Origin of the sequence: Rouxiella badensis (genome assembly GCF_026967515.2) — a bacterium.
GTDB lineage: Bacteria > Pseudomonadota > Gammaproteobacteria > Enterobacterales > Enterobacteriaceae > Rouxiella > Rouxiella badensis.
This window is the reverse complement of record NZ_CP114062.1, coordinates 4,141,971-4,157,460: the sequence shown is the minus strand read 5'-3', so window position 1 is coordinate 4,157,460 and position 15,490 is coordinate 4,141,971. Positions and strand designations below refer to the sequence as shown.

At 50.1% G+C, this 15,490-nt stretch carries 15 protein-coding genes; 7 read left to right on the top strand and 8 right to left on the bottom strand.

From position 1 onward, the window contains the following. Position 1 precedes the first annotated feature (1 nt). On the top strand, positions 2-922 hold the full coding sequence (locus O1V65_RS19180; RefSeq protein WP_269129947.1) for a GlxA family transcriptional regulator: 921 nt from the start codon (positions 2-4) through the stop codon (positions 920-922). A 2-nt stretch (positions 923-924) separates the two neighbouring features. Here the strand turns inward: O1V65_RS19180 and O1V65_RS19175 are convergent, their stop codons facing one another. Continuing rightward, complete coding sequence (locus tag O1V65_RS19175; protein WP_084912971.1) at positions 925-1,920, bottom strand: acyltransferase; 996 nt, start codon at positions 1,918-1,920, stop codon at positions 925-927. 245 nt (positions 1,921-2,165) lie between these two features. On the opposite strand from O1V65_RS19175, the gene O1V65_RS19170 reads away from it, so the two are divergent. After that, positions 2,166-3,401 (top strand): MFS transporter, encoded by a 1,236-nt coding sequence (locus O1V65_RS19170; RefSeq protein WP_026110796.1) that lies wholly within the window; start codon positions 2,166-2,168, stop codon positions 3,399-3,401. 53 nt (positions 3,402-3,454) lie between these two features. On the opposite strand, the gene O1V65_RS19165 is transcribed toward O1V65_RS19170, so the two are convergent. Then, a complete protein-coding gene (locus tag O1V65_RS19165) occupies positions 3,455-4,060 on the bottom strand; it encodes a glutathione S-transferase (protein WP_017493897.1) in 606 nt (201 codons plus the stop codon). A 176-nt stretch (positions 4,061-4,236) separates the two neighbouring features. Between O1V65_RS19165 and fdhD the strand changes: the two genes are divergently transcribed. Both fdhD and sodA read left to right on the top strand, forming a co-directional pair. Next, a complete protein-coding gene (gene fdhD, locus O1V65_RS19160; RefSeq protein ID WP_227955972.1) occupies positions 4,237-5,067 on the top strand; it encodes a formate dehydrogenase accessory sulfurtransferase FdhD in 831 nt (276 codons plus the stop codon). Between the two features lie 264 nt (positions 5,068-5,331). Then, on the top strand, positions 5,332-5,958 hold the full coding sequence (gene sodA / locus O1V65_RS19155) for a superoxide dismutase [Mn] (protein ID WP_273636401.1): 627 nt from the start codon (positions 5,332-5,334) through the stop codon (positions 5,956-5,958). Positions 5,959-6,054: 96 nt separating this feature from the next. On the opposite strand, the gene O1V65_RS19150 is transcribed toward sodA, so the two are convergent. Further along, a complete protein-coding gene (locus O1V65_RS19150; protein WP_084912974.1) occupies positions 6,055-6,417 on the bottom strand; it encodes a YibL family ribosome-associated protein in 363 nt (120 codons plus the stop codon). 90 nt (positions 6,418-6,507) lie between these two features. Next, positions 6,508-8,013 carry an aminotransferase-like domain-containing protein gene (locus O1V65_RS19145; protein ID WP_017494181.1) on the bottom strand — a complete coding sequence of 502 codons (1,506 nt, stop codon included), beginning with the start codon at positions 8,011-8,013 and terminating at the stop codon, positions 6,508-6,510. A gap of 161 nt (positions 8,014-8,174) precedes the next feature. Here O1V65_RS19145 and O1V65_RS19140 point away from each other — a divergent pair, with 161 nt between their 5' ends. Together O1V65_RS19140 and O1V65_RS19135 are read left to right on the top strand one after the other, a co-directional pair. Continuing rightward, positions 8,175-8,786, top strand: coding sequence for a LysE family translocator (locus O1V65_RS19140; protein WP_017494180.1), 612 nt, complete (start codon positions 8,175-8,177; stop codon positions 8,784-8,786). A 188-nt stretch (positions 8,787-8,974) separates the two neighbouring features. Beyond that, positions 8,975-9,307, top strand: coding sequence for a hypothetical protein (locus tag O1V65_RS19135; protein ID WP_225741542.1), 333 nt, complete (start codon positions 8,975-8,977; stop codon positions 9,305-9,307). On the opposite strand, the gene O1V65_RS19130 is transcribed toward O1V65_RS19135, so the two are convergent. The 3 genes from O1V65_RS19130 to O1V65_RS19120 all read right to left on the bottom strand — a co-directional run bounded on the left by O1V65_RS19130 (position 9,308) and on the right by O1V65_RS19120 (position 13,259). Beyond that, on the bottom strand, positions 9,308-9,856 hold the full coding sequence (locus O1V65_RS19130; protein ID WP_038328484.1) for an MltR family transcriptional regulator: 549 nt from the start codon (positions 9,854-9,856) through the stop codon (positions 9,308-9,310). It abuts the gene before it with no gap. A 171-nt stretch (positions 9,857-10,027) separates the two neighbouring features. Then, positions 10,028-11,176 carry a mannitol-1-phosphate 5-dehydrogenase gene (locus O1V65_RS19125; RefSeq protein ID WP_192504258.1) on the bottom strand — a complete coding sequence of 383 codons (1,149 nt, stop codon included), beginning with the start codon at positions 11,174-11,176 and terminating at the stop codon, positions 10,028-10,030. 154 nt (positions 11,177-11,330) lie between these two features. Continuing rightward, entirely contained in the window at positions 11,331-13,259 is a 1,929-nt protein-coding gene (locus O1V65_RS19120; RefSeq protein WP_017494176.1) for a PTS mannitol transporter subunit IICBA, read from the bottom strand. 655 nt (positions 13,260-13,914) lie between these two features. Here O1V65_RS19120 and O1V65_RS19115 point away from each other — a divergent pair. Then, on the top strand, positions 13,915-14,655 hold the full coding sequence (locus tag O1V65_RS19115; RefSeq protein WP_165429891.1) for a helix-turn-helix transcriptional regulator: 741 nt from the start codon (positions 13,915-13,917) through the stop codon (positions 14,653-14,655). On the opposite strand, the gene O1V65_RS19110 is transcribed toward O1V65_RS19115, so the two are convergent. Then, positions 14,642-15,292, bottom strand: coding sequence for an acyl-homoserine-lactone synthase (locus O1V65_RS19110; RefSeq protein ID WP_165429890.1), 651 nt, complete (start codon positions 15,290-15,292; stop codon positions 14,642-14,644). The genes O1V65_RS19115 and O1V65_RS19110 overlap by 14 nt on opposite strands. Positions 15,293-15,490: the final 198 nt, after the last annotated feature.

The following is a 15,490-nucleotide window of genomic DNA, read 5'->3' as shown; positions in this document are numbered from 1 at the left end:
TATGCAGCGCGATGTTTTCTTTGTGACACTGCACGGCGCATTGGCGCTGGACCTTACCGGTCCGGCAGAAACCCTGCGCCTGAGCGGCCAGTTCAGACTGCATTACATTAGCCCACTGCAAGAGGTTGAACTCACCACCGGGCTGGTGGTGAGTCGCCTGAAACCCCTGCCAGACGATATGCCGGATGGCAGCATCCTCGTCGTTCCCGGCGTCAGCAACTCGCAGACACAGTTTGATACGCCCCCCGCACAGGCCGTTCGTGACTGGTTAAAGACCCAAAAAACCGCGATTGAAGGCGCGAGATTGCAGCTGGTCTGCATCTGTTCAGGGAGTTTACTGGCGGGTATGGCTGGCTTGCTCGACGGATATCAATGTACCTCGCATCATGAGGTTATCCCTCGACTTCGTCAGCAGGTTCCCGCCGCATTAGTGAAAGATAATCGCATTTTTGTTGAAGATCGCAGCATATTAACCAGTGCAGGTATCACCGCAGGCATCGATCTGGCGCTGTATCTCATCACCCGTCATCACGGGCCACAGGCCGCGTTGGACGTCGCCCGTGAGATGGTGGTCTATTTTCGCCGCGGCGGTGAAGACCCGCAGCTTTCACCCTGGCTACAGCACCGCAACCATCTGCATCCAGCGATTCATCGGGCACAAAACGTAATTTCTGCAGATCCGGAATCTGCCTGGCAGGTAGAGGACATTGCGGCAAAGGCGCATATTAGCAGCAGGCACCTCACCCGACTGTTCCGCCAATATCTGGGCATTAGCGTGCGAGACTACCACGAACAGCTGCGCATCGCGGTCGCCAGACAGCGCATGCAGCAGGGGTTTGGGCTGGAAAAGGCCGCGCTCGCCGCCGGATTTTCTTCAGGACGGCAGCTTCGTCGCGCCCTGCAGCGCTGGCAGCAGAGTTAGGTTCAGCTTACCCAGCGTCGGCCGTCGACGCGTTGCAACAACAACCCCAGCAGCAGGCCACCGCCCAAACCACAGGCGAAAAGATAAAGCATGTTGAGCAGCGGGAACTGTGGAAAATCAAGATGCTTGCCGCGTAGGCAGATAATGACCAGCGCGTGAAAACCATAAATGGCCAGTGAGTGGCGTGAAATCATCGCCATCACCGACGACGACACCGTTGCCAGCACCTGCTTGCCCCAGACAAACAGCGACAACGCCGCGATAAACACCAGTGGACCGCAATAGACATAGTAAGTCTCAGCAAAATTTTGGTTATGGGTCGACTGCGCCTGCGTGCCAAGGGCAATCAAGGCGCAGCTTGCCAGAAACATGCCTCCTGCCACCCAACCCTGCCAACGCTTATCCATTTCCAGCGTCGCCAGTGCGCGTCCCAAAAGCGCATACAGCAGATAATAAAAGGCATCGCCGGTGATATAGAGATTCAGCGGAAGCAGGTGAAAACCGCCCAGATTAAATGCAGGTAGCTGAGGATTAGCCAGCACACCGGCCACAACCGCGGTAATCAACAGCATAGGCAAGGGCACCTTTTTGACCTGAATAAAGGGCGAAAGCAGGTATATCAGCCCTATTGCGTAGAAAAACCAAAGATGAAAAAACACCGGCTTCTGCAGGATATGAGCGAATGAGGGCCAAAAACCTATTTTTGTCATAATCAGGATGTAGAGTAACGACACCGCGCTATAAAAAAGCAGGCAAAGACCGATGCGTAAAAAATGGCGTGGCTTTGCGCTCTTCTCGCCCCAGAACAGCGCACCAGAAATCATGAAAAATATCGGCACCGACGCGCGAGACAGGGAGTCTAGTGCATTGGCAAACCACCAGGCGGGGGTATCGATTGCGCTGAAATTAACGACTTGAAAGCTGGTAGCGTGAATAATCACCACCATGACACAGGCCAGTGCACGGAGATTATCAATCCAGACTATTTTTTGGCTCATCTCAGGCTCTTTCCTTAATTATTTTTAACTTTATGCCTGTTTATGGCAGCTTAATCGACTATTTATTATCTATAGCACTAAACAATCACTCTCAGATTGTGCTAATCGGCGGAAAGATCGTTGCCATTTGCTCAAATAATCGGCAGAATGTCCGCAATTACTGACTCCGCTTGCGCTATTCCGCCCGGAACGTCCCTTTTTGCTGCTAATAATCAGTAAATTAGCACCCTTTTTGTGAACTTATTATGCATAACACTCCGAATACTGCGTCCCTCTTGGGTCGGCAGGCACTGCTTTTTCCTCTGTGCCTGGTACTGTTTGAGTTTGCGACTTATATCGCCAACGATATGATTCAGCCCGGCATGCTGGCCGTTGTGGCTAACTTCAATGCCAGCGAAGACTGGGTGCCGACCTCAATGACCGCCTACCTCGCAGGCGGCATGTTCCTGCAATGGCTGCTTGGGCCACTGTCAGACCGCCGTGGGCGTCGTCCGGTGATGCTGGCCGGAGTCGGATTCTTTGTGCTGAGCTGTCTGGCTATCTTGTTTGCCCAAACCATAGAACAATTTATGGTTATCCGCTTCTTCCAGGGGATAAGCCTGTGCTTTATCGGCGCGGTTGGCTACGCCACGATTCAGGAGTCTTTTGAAGAGTCGGTCTGTATTCGCATTACTGCGCTGATGGCGAATGTGGCACTCGCCGCCCCGCTGCTTGGCCCCCTGGCCGGAGCGGCGATGATTCAATATGCGCCCTGGCAGCTGATGTTCGTGATTTTTGCCGTGCTGGCGAGTATCGCGTTTTGGGGCCTGCACAAGGCAATGCCCGAAACCGCATCACGCATTGGCGAGAAACTGTCGGTAAAAGGCCTGCTGCACGATTACAAAATCGTGCTGAAAAACCGTCCTTTCCTGTGTGGCGCACTGGCGATTGGCTTTGCCAGCCTGCCTTTACTGGCGTGGATTGCGCAGTCTCCGGTGATCCTTATCAGCGGTGAGGGGCTGTCCGCGCTTGAGTATGGCGTGCTTCAGGTTCCCGTCTTTGGCGCACTGATTATTGGCAATATCACGCTCGCGAAGCTGACCGGCAAACGCAGCGTTGAGCAGCTTATCAAGCTGGGTGCCGTCCCGATGGTTGCCGGCCTGTTTATCGCGGCGATTGTGACGTTTTTATCCGGCCATGCCTACCTGTGGATGACCGCCGGGCTAAGCCTTTATGCCTTCGGTATCGGCATCGCTAACGCCGGTTTATATCGCCTGACGCTGTTCTCGAGCGACATGAGCAAAGGCACGGTTTCTGCAGCCATGGGGATGATCAGTATGATGGTCTTCACCTTAGGCATTGAGTTGGCGAAAGTGGCCTACCTCAGCGGTGGCAGCGGATTATTTAATATCTTCAACCTGATAAGCGGCCTGCTGTGGCTTTCACTGGTGGCGGTATTCATCCGTAAACGCCGCCCGGTGGTTAACGGCGCTGCGGTCTAAGCAGTGATGAGTCCGGCCTTCCCCCACTTCAACGCGTGGGGGAAGGAAGACATTCAAGGCGGGGTGGTTCTGGCAAAACTCTCGCGCTGAAACAGCCGCTCGACCAGCTTGATGAGCGTTGGGCGCTCAACGCACCAGCCGGGCGCAATGCGCCGAAAATTGAGGTATCCGAGCATGCAGGCAACGCTGATATCAGCGACGTTGAGACTTTCCCCATTTAAGAGATGACGCTGACTGGCGTATTTTTCCAACTGATCCAACCCACGCAGTATCTTGCCACGCTGGCGAATAATCCACTCTTCGCTACGCTGCGCCGCCTCACGCCGGTTTTCCAATACTAACGCCACCGCGGCATCGGTCACCCCGTCGGCCAGCGCCTCGATTTGTTTCACCCTCAGCGCCTCTAAAGGCTCCGGGGGCAGTAAAGTCGGTGAAGCGCCAAGCAGCTCGATGTATTGCACGATAATGGGTGAGTCATAAAACACCTCACCTTCCTCGGTCACCAGCGCGGGAACTTTCCCTAAAGGATTGAAATTCGTCACCTTACTGCCTGCACTGGTCGGAGGATCGTTTACAAACTCAAACGAAATACCTTTCTCAATCAGCATCACCGAAATTTTACGCACATAAGGACTGGTATAGCTGCCGATCAACTTCATTAAACCCTCCTTATTCAAGTTCGGGGAAAGCCGAAAAATAGCCATCCATCTTTTATAAAATTAGCAGCCGGGCCGCTTTTTACCAGCAATAGGCACAGATTGAGATTCAATTTTTCAGCCGTTAGGACTACCCTAATGCGTAGTCGGAATCCTTCATAAATCTATCGGAAATTACCTTGAATAACCTCACCAAACAGGCCTCATCAGTAGCGGAAACTCAGGTTGGCGTGCAGCAGCGTCAGGTGATTCAACGTCGCAATCTGGCCGATAGTCAGCCCGACTGGCTGGCTGAAGAGGTTCCGGTTGCGCTGGTTTATAACGGTATTTCACACGTAGTGATGATGGCATCGCCGAAAGATCTCGAAGCCTTTGCCGTGGGTTTCTCTCTCTCGGAAGGGATTATTGATTCAGCGCGTGATATTTATGGCATCGACGTGACACGAAACTGTCATGGTATTGAGGTCAATATAGAGCTGTCGAGCCGCCGTTTTTCTGGACTCAAAGAACGACGCCGGGCGATGGCGGGCAGAACCGGCTGTGGCGTTTGCGGCATCGAGCAACTTGATGACCTGTTCCGTCCGCTGGCGCCGCTGCCGTTTACGCAGACTTTTTCGCTCAGCAATCTGGACACTGCACTGGCGCAGCTAAATTTGATACAACCCGTTGGCCAGTTGACCGGCTGCACCCACGCCGCAGCCTGGATAACCCCAGAGGGTGAACTGCTCGGCGGCTGTGAGGACGTAGGCCGTCACGTTGCGCTGGATAAAATGTTGGGCATCAAGGCGCGTGAAACCTCTTGGCAGTGCGGTGCGGCGTTGGTGTCGAGCCGTGCAAGTTATGAAATGGTGCAAAAGACCGCGATGTGCGGCATTGAAATTTTGTTCGCCGTGTCGGCCGCGACCTCGCTGGCGGTAGACGTCGCCGAGCGCTGTAATCTTACGCTGGTAGGCTTCAGTAAACCGGGGCGCGCCACGGTATATAGCCATCCGCAGCGACTGGTTGTGTAGTAAAGCAGCCGTCGATTGATAGCATTACAAGCAGCAGGGTTAATGTGCCACCTTATTGCTGTTAGGTTAACGGCCTGGTCTTAGACTAATTTCCCTGTTAGTTAGATAATCTTGCTCTAAGCCACGGATAACGCGGGCTGTGTAATACCCACACAAAGTGCGGAGCATAGATAATCATTTTCAATATCAATTTATTAACTATAATGATCCCACTGATTACGCGGTGCTCATACTACTCTGCACTGCCCAACAAAAATGGAGCTGATGAACATGAGTTATTCACTACCATCCCTGCCTTACGCGTACGACGCACTTGAGCCGCATTTCGACAAAGAAACGATGGAAATCCATCACACTAAACACCACCAGACTTATGTAAACAACGCTAACGCAGCGTTGGAAAGCCTGCCAGAACTGGCAAAGCTGCCGGTTGAAGAGCTGCTGCTGAACTTTGATAAAGTACCGGCTGACAAGAAAACGGTTCTGCGTAACAACGCAGGCGGCCACGCTAACCACAGCTTCTTCTGGAAAGGCCTGAAAAAGGGCACCACCCTGCAGGGCGAACTGAAAGCCGCTATCGAACGTGACTTCGGCAGCGTTGACGCTTTCAAAGAAGCCTTTGAGAAAGCTGCAGCAACCCGTTTCGGTTCTGGCTGGGCTTGGCTGGTTAAGAAAGACGGCAAACTGGCTGTAGTTTCTACTGCTAACCAGGACAGCCCACTGTTAGGCGAAGCAATCTCTGGCGCATCAGGTACTCCAATCGTGGGTCTGGACGTTTGGGAACACGCTTACTATCTGAAATATCAGAACAAACGCCCTGACTACATCAAAGCATTCTGGGATGTGGTTAACTGGGACGTAGCCGCTGAGAACTTCGCAGCCGCTAAATAAGCCTTCTTTTCCGGGTTTTAGAATCCGGAAAAAAGCCATAAAAAAACCGACGAAGCTTGCTTCGTCGGTTTTTTTTAAGCTTAAAAAGGTCGAATATCAAAACTCTTTTTTAGCGAAGCCTGTCACTGTTTTCAAACCCATCTCACGGCCCAACGCCGTCATCGGGTGAACCACCACGATACCGCGAACGGCTTTCTTCAGCGTGCCCATATCGGCCTGCTCTTTCTTGGTGATTTCACGACGGAACGGCAGTTGTGCCAGCTTCTGCGCTTCGGCGCTCAGCTTGACCTCTTTAACGCTACGCAGACGCTCGATTTCAGCCGCCAGCTTCTCTTTTTCTTTCATGTGCTGGTCGATCAACTCGGTCACGCCTTGCTGAATAACGGTCGCATCTTTGTGATTCAGTGCATCGAGCATATCGCTCAGACGTTTAATCTCTGCTTTTTCTTTTTCGATCATTTCGCTAACCCGTATGCCATCAGGCGCCGCGAGATTGCGGGGCAGGACGACTAAAAATTGAATTCAACCTCTAGTGTAACAGGAAGTTGTCTATTCAGCAGCCTGTGTAACGATGCCGGGCGGTAATCCACTTATCTCACAGGCTCGCCGCCCTACCCGTGCCAGCGCGTCGGTATAGCGCGCATCAAACGGATAACAGCATGACAAACGCAGCGCGTTGCGATAGCGCCCACTCGGTGAGTACAGTGTGCCGGGCGTGAGGCAGATTTTCTCCATCAGCAGGAGGTCAAAAAGCTTCACCGTATCAACGGCGGGGGGTAAATCAACCCAAAAAACGAACCCACCTTTCGGCTGTGTCGCCCGCGTGCCCTGTGGGAAATAACGCATAATCAGTGATTTCGCCTCATCGATTTGTGCGGCATAGCGCCTTCTCAAGCTTCTAAGATGATGGTCAAAACCGCCAGACTCTAAAAATACCGCCAACGTTTCCGACAGCAACACCGACTCAGACATAGAAGACACCGCCTTGAGCTGACGCAGTTTTTCGCCAAAGCGTCCGCCGGCTATCCAGCCAATACGAAAATCAGGCGCCAGCGTTTTGGTAAAGCTGGTGCAAAAAAGCACCCAGCCGTTTTTATCAAACGATTTCACCGCCGGAGAGAGCGTTGCGCCGAACTGAATTTCGGCGTAAAGCCCGTCTTCAATCAGCGGCACCTGATAGTCATTCATCAGGCGTGCCAGACGTTTTTTGGCAGCCAACGGCATGGTGAAACCCATCGGATTTTGCGCAGTCGGCATAGCAATCACCGCATTAAGCCGCTTCTCGCTCAGCATCAGCTCCAGCGCGTCGAGAGACAATCCATCCTGCGGATCGGTCGGAATTTCTACCGCCTTCAATCCCAAACTGGCCAGCAGCGGCAGCAGGAAAAAATAGGTCGGTGTTTCCAGCCCGACGCTATCGCCAGGCTGGGTAGTGACGCGGAGTGCGAGCTGAAGCGCCTCCATGCAGCCGTGGGTCAGGGTGATATCGTTCGGTTCGAGGATCATGCCGAGCGCCATCGCGCGACGGGCAACCTGCTGGCGCAAATGCAGACTTCCCGGCGGCAGCGCATATTGGCTGATTATTTTTGGTTGGCGACGCAGCAGCGATGACATAATGCGTCCCAGTTTTCCGCCAGGATAAAAATCACTGGTCTGCGGGCAGGCCAAAGAAATGTTGGTGTATTCGGGGTTAGTCTGCGCAGCGAATACTTTATCGATCAGCGCCAGCACTTCATCGGCCGGTTCGGCGGCGGGAGAATGCTCTTCTATCCGGCTTTCGAGCACCGGCAGCGCGCTGCTAACATAAAATCCCGACTGCGGACGCGCCTCGATAAGCCCTCGGTCTTCCAGACGGCGATAGGCGGCAACCACCGTGTTAATGCTGACCTGATGCATCTGAGAGCAGCGCCTCACCGAAGGCAGTCGGCTGCCGGGCAGGAGCGTACCGCGGCGAATGGCTTCGGCCATTTGGTCGGCGAGCTGGTGATATCGGGTCTCTCCCGCCGCCTCGTCGGTGGCGACAGAGAGCAGAGTTGCGGGCATGAATTCGGCCATGGTGTCAGTTCCCGTCAAATAGATGGATACAGTTCATATTTTAACCCACTGTAACCATAACAATAGCTGATATCTGGTTCTGTAACCAGCGCATTTAACGTCCTATGCTAATCACTCATTGGTTCTACCGCCGCAGAGCGCATTAACATAAGGAACGCCCGATGCTGGATACTGCTTTTATGAGTTACGTGACCGTGATGTCTATTACACCGGGCCCTAATAATCTGCTGCTCGCCTCGTCTGGCGTAAACTTCGGACTGCGTAAAACGCTGCCGATGACGTTCGGTATTACGCTGGGCTGCGCGCTACAGTGCGCGGTACTGACGTCTTTGCTGGCCGTTATATTGAGCTGGATGACGGTAATCCGCCTGCCAATGGCGGTGATCGGCTGTGCCTATCTTTTCTGGCTATCCTGGAAGATTTTTCGCTCATCTACGCCGCAGAACAGGGCCGAAGATCGCCCAATGCGCCTGATAAACGGCGCGCTTTTTCAGATAATTAATCCAAAAGCCTGGCTGATGGCAACCAACGTGGCCATCCTGTTTACACCGCCAGGAGGCAATATGCTGCATCACACGCTGGCGAACAGTATAGGTTTTGCAATACTCAATTTGCCCTGCGTGTTGATCTGGGCGCTGATGGGCGACAGGCTACGTCTGGCGTTACAGGTTGAATGGAAACTTAAGGCGTTTAATACGCTGATGGCAGGGTTAATGGCGTTGACGGCGCTGTGGTTACTGTTCGATGAGCTAAAAAACGCTTTTATTCATTGAATGCGCTGAATTTTATTAAAGCTTTATAAAGGGATTATTGTCAGGTTATGATTTGTAACCTGACAAAGCGTGACGAGATAAAAATGGTAAAGGCATATTTTCTGATTGGGTTTGGGTTTCTTTTCGCATTATTCGGCTATTTATCGTTGGATATATTAGTCGCCCAATATCTCGGAAACCATCCCGCTATGATAACCGACGCCACCGCGTTTATTTTACTCCCTGTGACGATAGCCGTTGAGTATGCCGCCTACTTTCTTTTGTCCCATTATTTTTTGGGCATGATAAAACCGCTGTGTTTCAAAAAAGAGAGTATTTTCCAGGTTGTGCTGCTGATCCTTAATGCCCTTTTCCTTTATCTCTTCGTCACGATGGAAACGCATCGTTTCCAGAATTCCGTCAGCAGCGATGTGGCGATTTCCGTTAACGACTTCCCTTCTTCGAAAATCTATTTTACGTCGATGGCAATCTCGCTGGTTTTAGTGCTTGCCGTGCGGAAATTCTGGCGCAAAAAGGCTTAATTAACGCTTAACCGGCGAAAGGCGGGAGGGCTGCTGATTGCTGATATGGGCAATCAGCCCGGTGAGCGAAAGGACCATGGTTGAGCGAACAATCTGCTGATAACGCTGACGCTGCATCGCTATCATCGACTCGTCGGCCTCGCCGGGCTTCAGGAACGTAGGTGCCGGAGGCAGAGAGGCGACGCAGTGCAGCTCGCCAAAGGGACCAAGAATTTCGTCATCGGTAAAACGGTATTCGTTGCCGTCGTAGTTGAGTTCTTCACGCAGAGCCATAAGCAGCTCGGCATCTTCATATTCGTTGCGACTGATTACGCCAAGCGCATAAACCAGCTTAAGGCGCACTGACAAATCTCCCAGCGGCCCGCTGCCGGAAAGTAAAGGCTCTACGGCATATTTCACCGCATAGTCATCTTTGCGAAAGACCTGAACCACCAGAATATCCAGTGCTTCAGCCAACAGCTCTACCGCTGTCATCAGAAAAGTGCGCACGGTTTTGCCCGCATTCAGCTTTTCCAATACCCGGTTCTCGAACGCCTGTGCTTTTTCCATGGTCGCTATCACGATGTTAAGTGAGTCTTTCAACGCCCACGGCGTCTTCCCTGATTGAGGCAGGTCGGGCGATTTACGCCCGACACCTCTTTCTTCACCTGGTGTTGGGATACCCTTCAGTGGCTGAATCCGCTCCAGTAACTTGGGGGTTTAGAAAGATTCAATGCTCCCTTAATGCATTTTCTCATAGGCGCTGACGGCCTCAGCCACCACGTCGCTCTCAGCCGGCAGGCCAGAAATTTGTGCCAATGTGGCTTTGGGTCCCAGTGTGTCAAGCAGTTCAACCAGTTCCAGCGCCTGCGGGTCTTGTTCGCTGCGATAGCGCATAGCAGCGGCAATGCCGATAATCAGATTGGCGTGCGGCAGGCCATATTCCTGAGTGCCCAGCAGCGGCTTGATTAAACGATCGCCCGCGCTAAGTTTGCGCAGAGGCTGACGACCAACGCGCTCGACGTCGTCCTGTAGGTAAGGGTTTTCAAAGCGAGAAAGAATTTTCTTGATGTAAGCCGCGTGCTTTTCTGCGTCAAAACCGTAGCGTTTGATCAACACTGCGCCGCTCTCTTCCATCGCGCCTTTCACCACATCACGCACTGTAGAGTCGAGAATGGCATCACGGATGGTCGCATGGCCGGCCTGCTGACCCAGGTAGGCGGTGATCGCGTGGCCGGTGTTAAGCGTGAAGAGTTTACGCTCGACGAAGGCCATCAGGTTGTCGGTCAGCTCCATCCCTTTAATGTCTGGCAGCGGCCCCTTGAACTGGGTCTCATCGACAATCCATTCGCTGAAGGTTTCAACCGTCACTTCGAGCGGGTCGGAAGAGCCTGCGGCTGCCGGAGGGACGATGCGGTCAACGGCGGAATCTACGAAACCGACGTGAGCTTCAACCCAGGCTTTTTCATCTTCTGGCAATGCGTTGAAGACGTGCTGTTTAAACTGGCTGGTGCCGCGCACCATATTTTCACAGGCAATAATGTTCAGCGGGCTTTCATTGCCCTGCTGGTGACGCAGAATCAAGCCTTTCGCCACGTTAGAGGCGATTTTTTCAAGAATGGTTGGCCCAACGGCGGTGGTCACTAAATCAACCTGAGCAATCAGGTCGATGGCCTCCTGACCGGCGCTGTTCACGGCATTTACATTGCTGACGGTCTCAACGGTGGCCTGCTCGCCAACCACGTTGACGTTATAGCCTTTACGGCTTTTCAGCGCATCGAGCAAAACAGGATGGACGTCGGCAAACGTGAGCTCGACCTGTGCGTCCGCAAGCAGTTTGCCGATAAAACCACGGCCAATATTGCCTGCTCCAAAATGTAAAGCTTTCATGATGACTCCCTAAAACGGTGACAAGAACCAGGAAGCTCTGGGCTTCGAATCAACAACCGGGTCTGCTATCCCTACGCTGGATATTGGCAGACCCGGTTAGTCACGTTCTCAAATTTTAAAGCTCGATAACCCTGAGGTTATTGAGGAACTGCGTTTAACCGCGCAGGATATTAAGCACTTCTTCAACGCTGGTGGTGTTTGCCAGACGGTCGATAACGCCGTCCTCGTCCAGTGCGTTAGTCAGTTTGGTAATCACGTTAATGTGCTCATTGTTACGAGCCGCAATACCGATAACCAAACGCGCCGAGTCGTCTTCATCCTCACCCCAGCGAATGCCCTGCGGATACTGGCAGAACACGATACCGGTTTTCAGCACGCGGTCTTTCGCTTCGATAGTGCCGTGAGGAACCGCGATAGACTCGCCAAGATAGGTTGAGGTCAGCTGCTCACGGGCCAGCATCGCCTCGATGTACTCTTCTTGCACGTAGCCACCTTTCACCAGTTGCTCACCGGCAAAGCGGATAGCTTGTTCCTTGTTGCTCGCGGTCAGTCCGAGGAAAATATTTTCCGGGCTAATGCGGAACAGGTTGGTATTATCCGCTTCGCTCACCAGACTGTCACTCAGGGTGGTGTTAACGCGCTCTTTATATTCGGTCGCCTTGTTGACGTCTACCAGACGAGCAACCAGGTCAGTATACAGACCGCTGTCGAGGAAGTTGGTCAGAGAAATATGCTGCGCATGAGGAACCTGACGCATCGCACGCTCGGTGAGGTCACGATGGGTAATGACCAAATCGACGTCATCCGGCAGGTTGTTTATCGCTGTATTGGTCACAGAGATATTGCTCAGCCCGGCATCCTGTACTTTTTTACGCAGCACGCCTGCGCCCATCGCGCTTGAACCCATACCGGCGTCGCAGGCTACGATGATTTTACGCACGGTAGACAAGTCACCCGCCACACCGGTTGCTGCGGCGGAAGTACCCGCCGAAACCTGGCCTTTGGACTGCGCTTTCATATCCTGAACGCGGCGTGTCGCGGCCTCCAGATCGTCTTCATCTTTCACTTTCGAGCTTTTGAGCAGGATTGAAGAAACGATAAACGAAACCAGGAAAGCCAGCACGATAGCGGTAATGTTAGCGAAGTAAGTGCCTTTTGGCGTCATCGCCAATACGGCAATGATAGAGCCCGGAGATGCAGGAGAAACCAGCCCCCCGTTCAGCACGGTCAGCGTGAACACGCCGGTCATACCCCCGAGAATTACCGCCAGCAGCAGGCGCGGATTCATCAGCACGTATGGGAAATAGATTTCGTGAATCCCCCCCAGGAAGTGGATGATTGCCGCACCGCCCGCAGACTGCTTGGCGCTACCGCGACCAAACACCATGTAAGCAATCAGCACGCCCATGCCCGGACCCGGGTTGGCTTCAATCAGGAAGAAAATAGATTTACCCGCGACGGTGGCCTGCTGTATGCCCAACGGGGAGAAAATACCGTGGTTGATGGCATTGTTCAGGAACAGAATTTTAGCGGGTTCCACGAAGATCGAGGCCAGCGGCAGCAGGTTATGGATAACCATGATATGCACGCCCGCAGCCAGCAGTTTGGACAATGCCTCAACCAATGGACCAATCGCCAGGAACGAAAGCACGGCCAACAGCATACCGATGATACCGGCAGAGAAGTTGTTCACCAGCATCTCGAAGCCGCTTTTGATTTTACCGTCTACCCAGCGGTCAAAGCGCTTGATGCACCACCCGCCCAGCGGACCAGCAATCATCGCGCCGAGGAACATGGGCATATCCGCCCCCACAATCACACCCATCGTGGTGATAGCACCCACCACGCCACCGCGATCGCCGCCGACCAGACGTCCACCGGTGAAGCCAATCAGCAACGGCAGAAGATAGGTGATCATTGGGGCGACTAACTTGGCAAGCGTCGCGTTCGGGATCCAGCCGGTTGGGATAAACAGTGCGGTAATAATACCCCAGGCTATAAATGCGCCGATGTTGGGCATTACCATGTTACTCAGGAAGCGGCCAAAGTTTTGAACTTTGACCTTAACGTCTGGTGAAAACATAAAATACACCCCTATTGATACGCGCTAACAATAAGAGCGCGCTATACGTGATAATTATTGGGACGGTATTTTCCCCAAAACCAAGCTATGGGATTCCGTCGAATTGCTGTCTGCAAGGCGAACTCTAGCACGTCATTATGACCACGCGTAGAGAGGCCCAAGGGCGTGATTACGATCACGAGCCCCCCCCCTCACCACCCCTCATTTTAGTGACCCACATCACATAAAAGCCTTGTAACTAAAGAACAAAGGTCAAAAAAAGTGCACATGACCTCATTATTTGTGATCTAAATCACTTTTTTTAGGTCAGTATTTATCACCAAAACGTGATGAATATCACAATTTATTTTTAGCTTAACGTTGAGACGAGGTGATTAAAAAAACCACAGAGAACCGGAACTCACTCACCGAGCGATTTTTTAGGAACTAATGAAATAAAATTACAGCTAAAGGTTATAAAAAAATTAAAGCACCCGTTCTTATCAAAAAGACAAAAATGAAGAAGACATGACACAGAATAAATAAAAAATTTATAAAAAATAAATGTTTTGTATGAAGAGGGATCTCTTTCGTTTAATTTTTTTATGACTATTATAATATTAACCAGTGGACTATAATCACCTAATTGATTATTTCACTAAAGGTATCATTCACAATGAGCATTGTGACTAACTCTATATATAACAACGACATTATCAATGAAACAGTTGAATATTTTTTAAAAAGAAAATTTTCAACCTATACTGAAATGAAATTTACTTATGCCGTCATGAACAAAAGAAATCCCTCAGATTTTTTTGCAATCTCGAATTACCCAGATGAATGGACCAGTATCTATAAGAGTAATGATTATCAGTATATTGATCCCGTCGTTATTACTTCACTCAATACCATATTGCCATTCCCCTGGAATGACAATATTATGATTAACGCAAATTTGAAATTATCTAAAGTATTTTCGATCGGGAAAAAATACGAAATTATAAACGGCTACACCTTCGTTCTTCATGATAATTTAAATAACTTAGCCACACTTTCAATCCTAATTGATAAAGAAAACGAAATTATCATTAAAGAGGATATTGAAAGAGATAAAGACAAACTGCAAATGCTTCTTATCTTGGCTCACGACAAATTGACCACTCTTTATCGAGACATTAACGCTGTAACATTAAAAAACAATAAAAAAAATGAAGAGTTATTTTCAAAGCGCGAAAATGATGTACTTTACTGGTCCAGCATGGGGAAAACTTATAAAGAAATAACTCTCATTCTTGGCATTAAATTAACCACCGTTAAATTTCATATGGGTAATGCGGTAAAAAAGCTAGGCGTTATCAACGCAAAACAGGCTATACGATTGAGCACTGAAATGAAATTGATTAAACCTGCTTGAGTTGAAAGGGTATATCGAATGGCCATTTTTTTAAATAATTTTCAGGTGATAAAACCCCTTTATGGATCTTCATGTTTAGTACATCCTGATTTCTGTCATCGACAGAGACTAATAGTAAGTATATTTTATCCTGACTCTCTGAAAATCCTTGTTCGACGACGCTTAGATGTAACCCGGAGCGTTTTAGAATAATATACATCGCATGGCTAACAATGGTTAAAATGCCTTCATAACTAGACTTTAAACAATAATTAATCAAAGAAAGAATAAGCATTAAAGTAATGGAGTTCTGTTCACAGCCCAACGTAGTTACTCTTTCTTTATCGACAAAGAAGCGGCTTGATTCAACATAATTGCCTTTGGGAATATTTTCCATATTAAAACAAGATGAAAAAGTTCCCGTAATCATATTAGGATTCGCTATTTCTATAATACGCAAACTGCATATCACTCTACCTTTATATATACCAAACAAATAGGTTGTATCAGAATTATCATATTCATCGAACTCCATGTTTTCATTGCACAGCACCTCCCAATCCAGTCTGTCTTTGAACACTTTCTTTCTTAATGAATACATCTCCTGAGATTTTTCTTTTGTAAGATTATTATAGCCAACATCAATAAAGTTAATCATTTCCACTCCCTTTCCATGGTATGGGTTAATCCATCGCGAAAAATAATATCTGAGTATTAGAGAATTATCTATAAATAAAACCCATTATTCTCCATTCAATATTACTTAATAAAATTAATTCACCCAATCAATAACTAAATTTATGGGTCTATTAAAATACAGAGAGTTACGCGATAAAATAACGTAATAGCGTTTATT